This window comes from Nostoc sp. DedVER02 (assembly GCF_034530675.2).
Classification (GTDB): domain Bacteria; phylum Cyanobacteriota; class Cyanobacteriia; order Cyanobacteriales; family Nostocaceae; genus Nostoc.
Genome location: NZ_JAVRCP020000013.1, coordinates 101,840 through 115,876 on the forward strand (window position 1 = coordinate 101,840; position 14,037 = coordinate 115,876).

Below are 14,037 nucleotides of genomic sequence, written 5' to 3' on the forward strand. Positions count from 1 at the left end.
GTAAGTAGTTATCCATTAGAACCTCGATTTATTTGATAAGTCGGGGTTCTTGCGTTAAGGTTAAATTTTTTATTAGCATAAGTATCATGATAATTTGACAATAATGCTAAATCTACCAACTCAAGACTTACGCCATACAGCTATTCATTTTTTAGAACAAAGTCCCTCACAACGTCTACAAATTCTTAAGCAACTAGGCATCGCTCGTTATGATTTTTTAACTAAGATCCACCTCAATGAAGCAAATATCATTTGTATGATGCGGTTTTTTAAATATCCAAGTCAGCTAAAATTTCCGAATTTAATAGGAGCAGATTTATCCGGTTTAACTTTAGATGGAGTAAACTTTATCCGAGGAAATTTGTCTGGAGCAAATCTGCAAGGCAGTAGTTTAGTCAATGCAGACCTCTTATTTGCAAATTTGATGAAAGCCGATTTGAGTAATGCAGATTTACGAGGGGCAACTTTGAATGAGACTAATTGGTTAGAGGCTCTAGTAGATAAGTGTAACTTTGGCGTAGGTAATGGTTTAACTCAGCTACAACGGCAAGATTTACAACTGCGGGGAGCTAGATTTAACCCTTGAGAAGGCAATAATTAAAACACAAAAAATTATAAGATTATTAAATTGAGATTAACCTGGATAAGTTGATGAGTATTAAATTGCCCCAAAAATTGATGTTACTAGGTTCAGGAGAACTAGGTAAAGAATTTGCGATCGCGGCTCAACGTCTTGGTAATTATGTGGTTGCCGTTGACCGCTACGCCAATGCTCCGGCGATGCAAGTTGCTGATGCTTATGAAGTTATTTCTATGCTTAGTGCTGATGATTTAGAAGCTGTAGTGAAAAAACATCAGCCAAATATTATCATACCAGAAATTGAAGCAATCAGAACAGAAAAACTGATCGAATTTGAACAGCGAGGAATTACAGTTATTCCGACTGCGGCTGCTACCAACTATACAATGAACCGCGATAGAATTAGGGAACTGGCACATCAAGAATTAGGCATCAGAACAGCTATTTATGGTTATGCAACAACTTTAGAGGAATTTATTGCAGCTTCAGATAAAATCGGATTTCCTAATGTTGTTAAACCTGTGATGTCATCCTCTGGTAAAGGTCAGTCTGTAGTGCAGAATAAGAGTGAAGTTGAGAAGGCTTGGAATTATGCGATCGCTAATTCTAGAGGAGACAGCCAAAAGGTAATCGTAGAAGAATTTATTGACTTTGAAATCGAGATAACTTTATTGACAATTAAACAGTGGGATGCACCGACAATTTTTTGTTCACCTATTGGTCATCGCCAAGAAAGAGGCGATTATCAAGAATCATGGCAACCTGCACTAATTTCTGATGACAAGTTATTAAAAGCTCAAGAAATAGCTATCAAAGTCACTGATGCTTTAGGAGGAGCCGGGATTTTTGGTGTTGAGTTTTTCATTACCAAAGATGAAGTCATTTTTTCCGAACTTTCTCCCAGACCGCACGATACAGGAATGGTGACATTAATATCACAAAATCTCAATGAATTTGAACTACATTTAAGAGCAATTTTAGGCTTACCAATTCCTCATATAGAACAGCTAGGAGCATCAGCTAGCGCGGTAATTTTAGCTTCAGAAAAATCTGATTCTATTAGTTTTAGTGGTGTAGCTGATGCTTTGTCAGAAAAAGATGTAGATATCAGATTATTTGGTAAACCTAATGCTCATCCATATCGGCGAATGGGCGTAGCTTTAGCGAAGGGTGCAAATATTCAAGAGGCTAGGGAAAAAGCGACTCAAGCAGCTAATAAAATCACAATTATTTAATCAAAGCCAGGTAGTACCCTACGAGTTGCTGGAAAAATGCGATCGCCCTTCTCCTCCTTCCACTGCTAAACTAAAAAACAACCCTTACATCCTGCAAAGGTAGTCTTATGACCTCTGCAACCGATCCATCCACTGCCCTGACTCCTTTCCCAGACCATACGCAGCTACCAGAGTCTAATGGTACTTTTGTAAGCCAGTCGCTTGCGGGGGTTCCCCCCGTTGTGCGAACTGGTGTGAAAAATTGGCAAGAGCATCCCCAAAGTATTTTACTGACTGACTCAATTACACCCGTCCTCAAACAATTACATCCTGATGGTGAATATTGTATCGGTCAGGACTTAGGTATTTACTGGCGGTTGACAGATCCTCTAGAAAAAGGCGCAGAAGCGCCAGATTGGTTTTATGTACCAAATGTACCGCCCTTGCTCGATGGACAAACGCGCAGGTCTTATGTGTTGTGGCGAGAATTTATTGCCCCTTTGATTGCCTTAGAATTTGTCTCTGGGGATGGTAGTGATGAGCGAGACAAAACCCCTTTCCAAGGCAAATTTTGGATTTACGAGCAAGTAATTCATCCGTTTTATTATGGTATTTATGAAGCGAATAAAGCCAGTGTAGAAGTTTATGAATTAATTGGGGGAAAATATCAGTTATTAACAGCAAATGAACGGGGACATTATAATATTGCTCCTTTGGGAATTGAATTAGGTATTTGGCATGGAGTTTACCAAAACGTGCAATTACCTTGGTTGCGTTGGTGGGATTTGCAAGGTGATTTATTGTTGACTGGCGACGAAAGAGCCGATCGCTTGACTGCACAATTGCGATCGCTAGGTATCGAACCAGAAGCCTAGATTTTTGGATGAAGTGGCCCCACATTTGCAATCTCATAGCCAGTGGGATAGCTGGGGATAGGAGAGTCAATATAAAAATTAGGGTGATTCCGAGGTGGGAATAACCGGATTAATTTGGCTCGGATTTTTAGTAGATTTACCATAGCCGATCGCAGCAATGGCGAAGGATGAGGAAAACCAAAGGCATCGAGCATTGTCTCATCTAGTAAAGCATAGATACCTGGTTTGATGGAAGAACGCATCCACGAAGGAAACCAACTCAAAAATAAATCGCGTGTAGCTTCCCCAACCCGACGGTTTGTATCTGAATAGCGAAAGTTTTGGCGTTCGTAGTCAAGGTTATAGCGCTCTAATTCTTCGTAGGTTTCAGGGATATTCTGAATCTGCATTTGCTTACCTACTTCTCGCCAGAAGTAAAAGGACGCTAATTTTTCTTGTTCGCACATCACCCGCCAACCAAACCGCGCATTCCAGCGGATGGGATCGAAAATGAAGGTTGAGAGTACATACAGGAAATCACCGTTGTCAATCTTGAAGCGTCCGTGGAGTGCATTCATGCGTTGCAGGGCTTCTTTGCCGCGAGCGCTATCATAGCCCCACTTAATCATCTCTCCAACAATGATTGACGTATCATCGTAGCGTTTTTGCGGACAATGGGTAAATTCTCCTGTCTGATTCAGCAATTTAGAAATACTAGGAACGCAATAAGTTCGCATCAAAGCAACTTCGAGCGATCGCGTCATATCCCAAGGAAACTCATAGCCATTCATTAAGTGATAAATCTGGCAATGATCTCGCACTGGATCGAGTTGCTGAATCAGATGAAGGTTTTTATAACGATTCAGAAGCATCTGAAATTTCTCTTTATTCAATTCAGTTATTTATTCACATCCAGCAACCGCGAAGTTTCTAACCGACTCATCCACTTTTCTAAATAAACTCGATTACCTTTCTCCTCATTTGGATCTTTAGTATCCAAAGGATAAGGCATCAGCCCCAAAATCGTTGCTGTCGTCACACAAAACATTGATTTTTGGAAACTCATGCAAATTTGTACCCGCAAATCATCTTCACCCCGGAGACTGCGACGATAAATTTCGTGCAAATACTCTGGAAGATAATGACGCATATCTTGCATCAGCAATGTGGGAGGAATACCCGCGCCGCCTATGGGTAAAGGGTCAGCATACAATGCACCATATTGAAATCGGCTTTGATCTGGAGGAATTTGATAACCTTGGGCGTTGTATGAAACTGTACCGTGGAAAGGAGTTCCCCGGAAGAATACTGCTTCTACATAAGGTATTGCTGTATCTGCTAAGAAGGTTAAACCAACGCTTTTAGGAATGATTTCATATACTTCACCCCGAATTTTGACGGCGTAAGTAATTGGGTTGGATGCATTTGCCACTAACCCTGCTTTAATATGTTCTACAACTTCGGAAATTGATTTTATTTTGCCTTTATCGTAGAGGTCTGATAAGCTGAGGAAGATATCAGCCATGACTCGCCAGAATTGACCTAAACCCGTGTAGTAAGCAGAGACGCGCAATTGTTCTATTAAAAAATCTGGAAACAGTTGGTTAATACCTAAAATTAAAGGATTATTTTTAAATTTTGCGGCAATAACGGCTTGCGCTCTTTCTTTAAATTCTGTTGTATCTAAATAGGTATCTAGTCCGCCGCCACCGTGCCACATCATGCCTTTCATACAATATTCGGCATATTCAAAATTAATGCGATCGTGCCACCAGTGACGGAGTAATTTCTGAACAGAAACCTCTCCATTAAAGTATTTAAAAAATTGGAAAAATATTAAAAACTGATGTTCGGCAATGTAGTTAAGGTTTATTGAGTAGGCATCTAAAACTACGCCATAGCTTTTAAGAATACCGACAACTTCCAGCACGTTTTCTGGACTATCGAGGAGTAATGCTTCTCCTTTTTGCAGACGTTCAATATACTCAGCTAAGGGATTATGAACCGCTTTCTTTTTAATAGTTACCATTACCATCTCTCCAAAAAATTTAGGGATTAGGGCATTGGGAATTGGGCATGGGGCATGGGGCATTGGGCATTGGGTGTCACGTATTAGGAATTTCCCCTAATCCCCAGTCCCTAATCCCCAGTCCCTAATCCCCAATGCCTAATCCCCATTCCCCATTGTTTTCTCCAAGGACACTGCTACTACTACGTTTTGGCTATTGACCATTGCTGTAATTGTTGGTTCAGTCCAGCGTGCTAACCAAGTCGGTTGAATGCCGAAAATCACAATCAGCACAGCTAAAATTGCAGCTGGGAGGCGATCGCTCCAATACACACGTGGTAAGTTAGTAACTTGTGCAGACAAGCGTCCAAAAAAGGCGCGGTTGAGGAGTATTAAGAAGTAAACCGCAGTTAAGCCAGTTCCAAGCATTGACAGTAGGGTTTGCACTGGAAAAACAGCGAAACTACCCCGAAAAATGATGAATTCGGAAATAAACCCGACCATACCAGGTATCCCAGCGCTGGCCATAACTCCCAAAACCATTAAGCTACCAATTACGGGCATACCCCGTTCTGGATTCAGCAATCCTTGGAGAACGTCTAAATTTCGGCTTCCAGCTTTTTTATACACAACTCCTACCAGCAAAAACAGCATGGCAGAAATCAAGCCGTGGCTAATCATCTGCATGACAGCACCTAACACAGTTAATGGTGTAGCCGCCGCCGTCGCTAATAGCACATAGCCCATGTGTCCAATGGAACTGTATGCTACCATTTTTTTCATATCGGTTTGAGCGATCGCGCAGGATGCACCATACAGTACACTTATTACTGCCCAAGTTGCTAACCAAGGAGCCACATAAGCCCAAGCTTCTGGTAACAAGTTCATGCCAAACCGCAGTAACCCGTAGGTTCCCAACTTCAACAACACCCCAGCCAACAGGACAGAAATTGGTGTGGAGGCTTCAACGTGAGCATCTGGCAACCAAGTATGAAAGGGAACCAAAGGAATTTTAATCCCGAAACCGATCAAAATCCCCACGAGCAGTAAAAGTTGTGTCGCTAAAGGTAAAGTTGTAGCGTTTAAGGTTGCGAGTGCAAAGCTAGAGGAACCACTCAGCCAAACCATGCCGAGGAAGCTTGCTAAAATTAAGATTCCGGAAACGGCGGTATAAATCAGAAATTTAGTAGCCGCATAACCCCGCTTTTCCCCACCCCAAATAGCTATCAACAGATATAGCGGAATTAGTTCCAATTCGTAAAACAGGAAAAATAGTAGTAAATCCTGTGCTAGAAAAGCTCCAGTTACCCCAGCGCTCAATAATAGGATCAAAGAGTAATAAAACTTAGGACGCTGAAGCGATTCATCGCTGCTGTAAATGGCAATGCAAGTTAACAATCCATTCAAAATCAGCAGTGGCAAAGATAAACCATCGATTCCCAGGTTATAGTTTAAGCCTAAGACATCTATCCAAGGCACAGACTCGGCAAACTGCTGAGTGATTTCCCCCGGATGGAACTGAATTGCTAGTATGATTGTCCACAAGAAAGCGATACTAGCAAACACCAAAGCCACCCCACGGGCAAATTTTCCACTGATGCCAGACGGCGAGAAACCAATTAAAGCTGCACCGATTAACGGCACTAGGATTAAAACACTAAGCATAAGCAGGTATGGAATTGGGAATGGGGAATGGGGAATGGGAAAAAATTCTTACCCAATCACAAATGACAAATGACCAATGACAATATCTTTAAAAAGGCAATTTATCTAGTAAACCCGATGACCAGCCGATGAAGAAGGCTAGGACGCTGACAACTGCTAAGATGGTCAACATATAGCCCTGAGATTGCCCAGAAATACTGTATTTTAAAGTTTGTCCACCAAAAATTGTCGCAAACCCAACCAAGTTTACTAGACCATCGACTAGATAGCGATCGCTCCAAGCAGAAATTTTAGACAGCAGTGCAACTGCACTCACCACCGTTACGCGATAAACTCGGTCAATATAAAAATCATAACCTAATAAGTCTTGTACAAATCTCCATGCCAAGAATCTCGATCTTGACCAAGCTTTGTGCAGATAAACTGTAGACCCGACAACTATTCCTAGTAGTGTAGAAGTAACCAATCCTAATGCTACGTACCAATTTATACTTTCCCAATTGGGTAGTAAGTACCATTGCTGTAGCATCAAAGGCAAAAGTAAAGTCAAGATTGTCAGAGTCACCATCGGGAAGGCCATTTGCCAACTCACCTCTGGCGTGCGTCGGGTCTTTTGCTGCGGTTTACCCCAGAAGACTAATCTGAATACTCTAGTCAAGTTTAATGCTGTCAAGCCATTGACCAACAATAAAACCCCAATCACCCAAGGGCTAATATTCACGAAACCGTCAGCCCATCCTAGCATTGCCCAGAATCCTCCCAATGGTAGCAGCGTTACCATCCCCGCCGAACCGACAATAAAGGCGGTGGTGGTGGCTGGCATCCGCGACCAGAGTCCGCCCATTTCGGTTAAGTCTTGGCTTTGGGTAGTTAAGATGACTGAACCGGAACTCATAAATAATAATGCTTTAGCGATCGCATGAGTTAACAGCAACATCAAGGCTACACCCCCTTGCTGTAACCCCACCGCCAAAAACACTAACCCCATGTATGCACTGGTGGAATGAGATAGCGATCGTTTAATGTCAATTTGAGCTATAGATACTAATGTCGCCCCAATTGCCGTTACCGTACCCATGATTACCAAAGCATTCAAGGCAACTGGCGATAGTGCTAACAATGGTTGAAATTTATACAGTAAATAAGCACCACCTGCGACTACCAGAGAGTTTCGCATTACCGAAGCAGGGTTTGGCCCTTCCATCGCCTCATCTAACCACAGGTGCAGGGGAAATTGGGCACATTTTCCAGCCGGCCCAGCAATTAACGCCAACCCCAGCAATGTTGATGTCACTGGACTTAAATTAGCTGTTTGCGCCCACTCATATAAATCCGAAAAGTTCAAACTACCGGCTAAGTTGGAAAGCGTCACCGTAGCCATCAGCAGCAACAAGTCGCCTACCCGTTTAGTCCAAAATGCATCTCGCGCCGCCGTCACTACTAGCGGTTGAGCATACCAAAAACCCACAAGCAAGTAAGTTGAAAGCGTCAAAACTTCTAAAAGGGCATAGCTGAGAAACAAAGAATCGCTGATTGCTAGACCAGTCAACGCTGCTTCAAAAAATCCTAGCAGCGCAAAAAAACGCGCCAGAGACCAGTCTTTTTCCATGTAACCCAGAGCGTAAACTTGTGCCAGTAAGCTTAAACCTGTAATTAAAACTGTCGCCCCAATGCTGACTGCTGAGAGTTCCAATGTAAAAGATAAGTCTAAATCAGCAGCTTTGAACCACGGCACTAGTAACTTTTCTGGTTCTCTATCCCAGATGTTGTTGAATACAAACAGACTATGGATAAAAGCCAAAATAGTTGTCAACAAGTTGATGTATGCCGCAGGTCTTGGCCCTGTTCTCTGAATTATTCCTATTCCCCAGGGCAACGTCAAAATTGCGCCTAATAAGCTATATAAAGGCACAAACCAACTTGTTAAAAATAGAAATTGATCCATTTAAATTTACCTTGAAGACTTAACCTTTATTTTAAAAAATCTTTCAGACAATTATTTATTTAAAATAATTAATCTAGTAAAATATCAACATTTTTTTATTATTCTCTCAACTAAATTATCAAAAGTATTTTTACTTGACTTTTCCCTAATAAACTTCTATAAAATATAACTTTACATACGCAAAAGCATTTACTTGCCTTAACCTTACCTCTGTTTTTACATTTGTATTTCTACTTTGAGCAGAGGAATTTATACGATATATATGAAAATATTATATACTTTTTATCTATTCGTTGTGCATAGCACAAAATCACAAGAAATACATACACAGCAAAACATACAGCCGCCGCTTCTTCCCCACTAGAGAGAATTAACCTTGGTTATGAATATCGTTTTGTAAATGTAATAAAGAAATTATAAAGCATAAGTGGCTGCTCAAGTAATCAGTAAACTTTAATTACTCAGAATGCCCGGATAAATATTTGTTAAGTTTTTTAAAACTTTCTTATCATAAACTATTATAGTAATTTATATTGCCAGGAACGCCAAGCTTTCCTATGCTTAAGTTGGAAGTGTTTTCTTAGCTATAAGATCAGGCTCTCCCCGTCAAAAAATTCAGAAGACAGTACAGATTGCATTAATTTTGTAGGAGTTCTGCGATGCCAATTGCAGTTGGAATGATTGAAACGAAAGGCTTTCCAGCAGTTGTGGAAGCTGCTGATGCGATGGTGAAAGCCGCCCGTGTCACCTTAGTCGGGTATGAAAAAATTGGTAGCGCTCGCGTCACCGTGATAGTTCGGGGAGATGTATCGGAAGTGCAAGCTTCTGTAGCTGCTGGGGTTGAAGCCGCGAAAAGAGTCTTTGGTGGTGAAGTGTTGTCCACTCACATCATTGCTCGTCCTCACGAGAACCTAGAATACGTCTTGCCGATTCGTTACACCGAAGCTGTGGAACAGTTCCGTACCTAAAAGCTGTTTAAAAAAAGTAATTAACGCTCTTTGCTTTTTTGAGCATCACTTTTGTCCAAAGCTAAAAACAATAAAAAAGGGATTAAAACTAATGTCAATTGCAGTGGGAATGGTTGAAACGCTTGGCTTTCCAGCAGTTGTGGAAGCTGCTGATGCGATGGTGAAAGCTGCCCGTGTGACTCTAGTAGGCTATGAAAAAATCGGCAGTGGTCGAGTTACCGTAATTGTTCGGGGTGACGTTTCGGAAGTGCAAGCTTCCGTAGCCGCAGGTGTTGAATCAGTGAAGCGAGTCAACGGTGGACAAGTGCTGTCTACTCACATCATTGCTCGTCCTCACGAAAACTTAGAATACGTCCTACCAATTCGTTATACAGAAGACGTAGAGCAATTCCGGGAAAATGTGAACGCAATTCGTCCTTTCGGTAGAAGACCGTAATTTTTAATGCAAGTCGCCAAAGTTCGCGGCACAGTAGTTAGCACCCAAAAAGATCCAAGTCTCAGAGGTGTGAAACTACTGTTGTTACAATTTGTAGATGAAGACGGTAACATCCTCCCACAGTATGAGGTAGCAGCAGATAGTGTGGGAGCAGGTGTCGATGAGTGGGTACTTGTCAGTCGTGGCAGTGTTGCTCGCCAAGTTATTGGCAACGAACAGCGACCACTAGATGCAGTGGTAGTGGCGATCATAGATACAATTTATGTTGAAGATCGCATGATTTACAGCAAAAAAGATCAATATTGATAGTCATTTGTCATTAGTCATTGGTCATTAGTCATTAGTCATTAGTCGTTACACAAAAGGACAAATGACAAAGGACTTATGACAACAGACAAATGACTTATGACAATATAGGAGGAATCTAGCAATGGCAGTCCGCAGCACGGCAGCACCCCCAACTCCGTGGTCAAGGAATTTAGCTGAACCCGACATCCATAAAACTGCTTTTGTACATTCATTCTCTAATCTGATTGGGGATGTACGAATAGGTGCAAATGTAATCGTTGCTCCGGGGACTACGATTAGAGCGGATGAAGGCACACCTTTTTATCTTGGTGAAAACACCAATATTCAAGATGGTGTAGTCATTCATGGGTTAGAGCAAGGTCGAGTAATTGGCGATGACCAAGAAAAATACTCGGTATGGGTAGGTAAAAATGCTTGCATTACCCACATGGCTCTAATTCACGGGCCAGCCTATGTAGGCGATAATTCCTTCATTGGCTTTCGCTCTACAGTGTTTAATGCCAGGGTGGGTGCAGGTTGCATCGTAATGATGCACGCTTTGATTCAAGACGTAGAAATTCCCGCAGGTAAATATGTACCTTCGGGAGCGGTAATTATTAGCCAACAGCAAGCTGACCGCTTGCCAGATGTGCAAGATCAAGATAAGGAATTTGCTCATCATGTGGTTGGAATTAATCAAGCACTACGGGCTGGTTATCTTTGTGCTGCGGATAACAAATGTATAGCACCCATCCGGGATGAAATTGCTAAATCTTATACAGGTAATGGTATTACTGTTTTAGAGTTGGAAAGGAGTAGTGAAGTGGCGAGCAATAGCTTGGGTGCAGAAACAATAGAGCAGTTGCGCTATCTATTGGAACAAGGATATAAGATTGGTACAGAACACGTAGACCAGAGACGGTTCCGCACGGGTTCTTGGACTAGTTGCCAACCAATTGAACCGAGATCCATCGGTGAAGCGATCGCAGCGTTAGAAAGCTGTGTAAGTGACCATAGCGGCGAATATGTCCGTCTTTTTGGTATTGACAAAGATAGACGACGTGTGTTAGAAAGCATCATTCAACGCCCGGATGGTGATTTTAAACCAGCTACCAATTTTAAGGCTCCTAATAGTAGTCATAGCAATGGCAGCTACAGCAGTAATGGTAATGGTAATGGTAACGGCTCTAGCAGTGGCAAAGTCAATGGCGAAACTGTAGAGCAAATCCGCCAACTTCTGGCAGGTGGTTACAAAATTGGCATGGAACACGTAGACGAACGCCGTTTCCGTACCGGTTCATGGACTAGCTGCAAGCCAATTGAAGCAACTTCCATAAATCAAGTAATTTCCGGCTTAGAAGAATGTATAGAAAGCCATCAAGGTGAGTATGTGCGTTTAATAGGCATTGATACCAAAGCCAAGCGGCGGGTATTAGAAGCGATTATCCAACGTCCAAATGGTCAAGTAACCTCCTCTGGTAGTCAGAAATCATCATTTACTAGCAGCAGTGGAGGCTATGGAAGTGCTACGGCAACAGGTACCAGTAATAGTTTGAGTACTGAAGTAGTAGACCAACTCCGGCAATTATTGGCTGGTGGGTATAAGATTAGCCTTGAACACGTAGACGAACGACGGTTCCGTACAGGTTCTTGGACTAGTACCGGTCAAATTCAAGCCTCCTCAGAAAGAGAAGTGATCGCAGCCGTAGAAGGACACCTTGGCGAATACCAAGGGGAATATGTACGCTTAATTGGTATTGACCCCAAAGCCAAGCGTCGGGTGTTAGAAACGATTATCCAACGTCCAAATGGTCAAGTAGCCTCCTCTGGCAATCAGAAATCATTTACTAATAGTGCGCCTGCTGCTACAGCAACAGCAACAGCTACCAGTACTCGCTTGAGTAGTGAAGTTGTAGACCAAGTCCGACAATTATTAGCTAGCGGCTCTAAAATTAGCCTTGAACACGTAGACCAACGGCGGTTCCGTACAGGTTCTTGGACTAGTACCGGTCAAATTCAAGCCTCCTCAGAAAGAGAAGCGATCGCAGCCGTAGAAGGGCACCTTGGCGAATACCAAGGGGAATATGTGCGCTTAATTGGTATTGACCCCAAAGCCAAGCGTCGGGTATTAGAAACGATTATCCAAAGACCATAGTAGGGAGTCGGGAGTCGGGAGTAGCGAGTGGGGAATGGGGCATTGGTCATTGGTAGATTAATCAATAAATAATTCTTCCCCTGCATTCCCTGCCTCCCCTGCCTTCCCTGCTCCCCCTGCGCCCTCATCTCCATTCCCCACTCCGGCTTCCGAGGTTAATATTTCCATGTCTGTGCTGTCACTGCGCCTCAGCAATAATTTTGATTCTTACATTAGTGGTGAGGTGACTATTCATCCAAGCGCAGTACTTGCACCTGGGGTCATCCTCCAAGCGGCTGAAAACAGCAAGATTGTAATTGGCCCAGGGGTATGTATTGGGATGGGAGCAATTCTCCAAGTCCATGAAGGAACTCTAGAGGTAGAAGCTGGGGCAAATCTGGGAGCCGGTTTTTTGATGGTTGGCAAAGGCACAATTGGAGCAAATGCTTGCATTGGTTCAGCAACAACAGTTTTTAATTATTCAGTTGAACCTGGACAAGTAGTTCCGCCTGGTTCGATTTTAGGAGACACCAGTCGGCAAATTGCTCAAACGAAGCAGCCGGAACCATCTACAAATAACCCCACGGCTACAAGTGTGCCACCGCAGAAGGAAGAAGAAAATGGCTCAGGAGGAGTTAAGGAAAATGTAACTTCCTCAACTAACTTCTCAGCTGCGGCTTTTGTGGATTTTAGACAAAATAAGTCGATTTCTTATTTTAAATCTCCAGCTACTCCTGAAAGCCAGCCTCCTCCAGTGGAGGAACCCGCGAAGGATGCTGAATCTCCCTTGCAAGAAGCCGTTCAAGAGCCTACAAAATCTGACTCAGACCCCAATCAGCTAACTACAGAATCCCCTAACGGTTTCGGGACTCAAATTTATGGACAAGGGAGCATAAGCAGACTGTTGACTACATTGTTTCCTCATAGACAATCCTTGAGCGACCAAAATGACGATTAGTTCGAGTAAGTGTTAATTGTAAGTTGTCGGCTTTGTGATTATCTAGGAAAGTTCATAATGGAAACATCTAATCAACGGTCTCTCAAAGGCATCGAAGGAAGGAGTCATCGAGATACCTTCCAAGATACTGCTTTGGGTTTAGTTTCTACCCGCAGCTTTCCAGCAATAGTTGGGACGGCGGATATGATGCTGAAATCAGCAGGAGTCCATCTAGTTGGGTATGAAAAAATAGGTGGCGGTTATTGTACTGCGATCGTGCGGGGTGGCATTGCTGACGTGCGTCTGGCTGTAGAATCGGGTGTGCAAACGGCTGAACAGTTTGGTCAGTTGGTTTCTAGCTTGGTAATTCCCCGTCCTTATCCGAACCTAGATATAGTACTTCCCATCACAACCCGTTTTACTAAATTGATGGAGGAGGGCAATTCTAGCCGTCTGAGTAATCAAGCAATTGGTTTGGTAGAAACGCGAGGATTTCCAGCGATGGTAGGCGCGTGTGATGCCATGCTCAAAGCTGCTGATGTTCATTTAGCAGCCTACGAAAAAATTGGTGGGGGTTTGTGTACAGCCATTATTCGTGGTTCGGTAGCAAATGTGGCGGTAGCAGTGGAAGCGGGAATGTTTGAAGCAGAACGCATTGGAGAATTAAATGCAGTGATGGTAATTCCCCGACCCCTAGACGAAATGGAGCAAACCTTACCATTAGCAAGTTGCTGGATAGAAACACAGCAGCCTTTAAACTTGCCAGTGAACATTAAAGAACAAGTTGCCGAAATAGAAGTGCTAAGACTACCGGATTTAACTAAGCTACCTACAAAAATTGCAGAAGTTGTAGAAGAATTATGGAATGATGAATGATGATAGATAAATTTGGGAAAATCATCATTCATCAGGAAGAAGTGAAAGGGATCTTACGCTTTTCTTGTTGTTTTGATAATAGCTTCTTAAATCCATAAATAAAATACCTTTATTTTAATAGAAGTAATAGAG

At 42.6% G+C, this 14,037-nt stretch carries 12 protein-coding genes and 2 pseudogenes; 10 read left to right on the forward strand and 4 right to left on the reverse strand.

Annotation, left to right across the window (positions count from 1 at the left end; translation table 11 throughout):
* Positions 1-103: 103 nt before the first annotated feature.
* From RMZ41_RS15270 to RMZ41_RS15280, 3 genes are all read left to right on the forward strand, one after another.
* Positions 104-586, forward strand: a complete 483-nt coding sequence (locus RMZ41_RS15270) for a pentapeptide repeat-containing protein (RefSeq protein WP_322642190.1) — start codon at positions 104-106, stop codon at positions 584-586.
* A gap of 65 nt (positions 587-651) precedes the next feature.
* Positions 652-1,815, forward strand: coding sequence for a formate-dependent phosphoribosylglycinamide formyltransferase (purT, locus tag RMZ41_RS15275; protein WP_322642189.1), 1,164 nt, complete (start codon positions 652-654; stop codon positions 1,813-1,815).
* Between the two features lie 107 nt (positions 1,816-1,922).
* Entirely contained in the window at positions 1,923-2,669 is a 747-nt protein-coding gene (locus RMZ41_RS15280) for a Uma2 family endonuclease (protein WP_322642188.1), read from the forward strand.
* On the opposite strand, the gene RMZ41_RS15285 is transcribed toward RMZ41_RS15280, so the two are convergent.
* The 4 genes from RMZ41_RS15285 to RMZ41_RS15300 form a co-directional block, all read right to left on the reverse strand.
* Entirely contained in the window at positions 2,666-3,520 is an 855-nt protein-coding gene (locus tag RMZ41_RS15285; RefSeq protein ID WP_322642187.1) for an oxygenase MpaB family protein, read from the reverse strand. The two genes, RMZ41_RS15280 and RMZ41_RS15285, sit on opposite strands and share 4 nt — an antisense overlap.
* Positions 3,521-3,546: 26 nt before the next feature.
* A complete protein-coding gene (locus tag RMZ41_RS15290) occupies positions 3,547-4,677 on the reverse strand; it encodes a CO2 hydration protein (protein ID WP_322642186.1) in 1,131 nt (376 codons plus the stop codon).
* A gap of 138 nt (positions 4,678-4,815) precedes the next feature.
* Positions 4,816-6,321 (reverse strand): NADH-quinone oxidoreductase subunit M, encoded by a 1,506-nt coding sequence (locus RMZ41_RS15295; protein WP_322642185.1) that lies wholly within the window; start codon positions 6,319-6,321, stop codon positions 4,816-4,818.
* 88 nt (positions 6,322-6,409) lie between these two features.
* The gene (locus tag RMZ41_RS15300) at positions 6,410-8,266 is read right to left on the reverse strand and encodes an NAD(P)H-quinone oxidoreductase subunit F (RefSeq protein WP_322642184.1); all 1,857 of its coding nucleotides are present in this window, start codon (positions 8,264-8,266) and stop codon (positions 6,410-6,412) included.
* A 659-nt stretch (positions 8,267-8,925) separates the two neighbouring features.
* On the opposite strand from RMZ41_RS15300, the gene RMZ41_RS15305 reads away from it, so the two are divergent.
* The 7 genes and pseudogenes from RMZ41_RS15305 to RMZ41_RS15335 all read left to right on the forward strand — a co-directional run bounded on the left by RMZ41_RS15305 (position 8,926) and on the right by RMZ41_RS15335 (position 13,905).
* On the forward strand, positions 8,926-9,234 hold the full coding sequence (locus RMZ41_RS15305) for a carbon dioxide-concentrating mechanism protein CcmK (protein WP_012410633.1): 309 nt from the start codon (positions 8,926-8,928) through the stop codon (positions 9,232-9,234).
* A 91-nt stretch (positions 9,235-9,325) separates the two neighbouring features.
* A complete protein-coding gene (locus RMZ41_RS15310; protein ID WP_010995041.1) occupies positions 9,326-9,670 on the forward strand; it encodes a carbon dioxide-concentrating mechanism protein CcmK in 345 nt (114 codons plus the stop codon).
* 6 nt (positions 9,671-9,676) lie between these two features.
* Positions 9,677-9,976 carry a EutN/CcmL family microcompartment protein gene (locus tag RMZ41_RS15315; RefSeq protein WP_322642183.1) on the forward strand — a complete coding sequence of 100 codons (300 nt, stop codon included), beginning with the start codon at positions 9,677-9,679 and terminating at the stop codon, positions 9,974-9,976.
* Positions 9,977-10,100: 124 nt separating this feature from the next.
* Positions 10,101-11,765 (forward strand): annotated as a pseudogene (locus tag RMZ41_RS15320) (ribulose bisphosphate carboxylase small subunit); the annotation flags it as partial.
* A gap of 102 nt (positions 11,766-11,867) precedes the next feature.
* A pseudogene (locus RMZ41_RS15325) lies at positions 11,868-12,113 on the forward strand (ribulose bisphosphate carboxylase small subunit); the annotation flags it as partial.
* Positions 12,114-12,279: 166 nt separating this feature from the next.
* Entirely contained in the window at positions 12,280-13,050 is a 771-nt protein-coding gene (locus tag RMZ41_RS15330; protein ID WP_322642181.1) for a transferase, read from the forward strand.
* A 57-nt stretch (positions 13,051-13,107) separates the two neighbouring features.
* The gene (locus RMZ41_RS15335; RefSeq protein WP_322642180.1) at positions 13,108-13,905 is read left to right on the forward strand and encodes a BMC domain-containing protein; all 798 of its coding nucleotides are present in this window, start codon (positions 13,108-13,110) and stop codon (positions 13,903-13,905) included.
* Positions 13,906-14,037: the final 132 nt, after the last annotated feature.

Bases quoted from the DNA above. Each gene is read 5' to 3' on its own strand.
- RMZ41_RS15270 (WP_322642190.1), top strand. From the start codon at position 104: ATGCTAAATCTACCAACTCAAGACTTACGCCATACAGCTATTCATTTT.
- purT (WP_322642189.1), top strand. From the start codon at position 652: ATGAGTATTAAATTGCCCCAAAAATTGATGTTACTAGGTTCAGGAGAA.
- RMZ41_RS15280 (WP_322642188.1), top strand. From the start codon at position 1,923: ATGACCTCTGCAACCGATCCATCCACTGCCCTGACTCCTTTCCCAGAC.
- RMZ41_RS15285 (WP_322642187.1), bottom strand. From the start codon at position 3,520: ATGCTTCTGAATCGTTATAAAAACCTTCATCTGATTCAGCAACTCGAT.
- RMZ41_RS15290 (WP_322642186.1), bottom strand. From the start codon at position 4,677: ATGGTAACTATTAAAAAGAAAGCGGTTCATAATCCCTTAGCTGAGTAT.
- RMZ41_RS15295 (WP_322642185.1), bottom strand. From the start codon at position 6,321: ATGCTTAGTGTTTTAATCCTAGTGCCGTTAATCGGTGCAGCTTTAATT.
- RMZ41_RS15300 (WP_322642184.1), bottom strand. From the start codon at position 8,266: ATGGATCAATTTCTATTTTTAACAAGTTGGTTTGTGCCTTTATATAGC.
- RMZ41_RS15305 (WP_012410633.1), top strand. From the start codon at position 8,926: ATGCCAATTGCAGTTGGAATGATTGAAACGAAAGGCTTTCCAGCAGTT.
- RMZ41_RS15310 (WP_010995041.1), top strand. From the start codon at position 9,326: ATGTCAATTGCAGTGGGAATGGTTGAAACGCTTGGCTTTCCAGCAGTT.
- RMZ41_RS15315 (WP_322642183.1), top strand. From the start codon at position 9,677: ATGCAAGTCGCCAAAGTTCGCGGCACAGTAGTTAGCACCCAAAAAGAT.
- RMZ41_RS15330 (WP_322642181.1), top strand. From the start codon at position 12,280: ATGTCTGTGCTGTCACTGCGCCTCAGCAATAATTTTGATTCTTACATT.
- RMZ41_RS15335 (WP_322642180.1), top strand. From the start codon at position 13,108: ATGGAAACATCTAATCAACGGTCTCTCAAAGGCATCGAAGGAAGGAGT.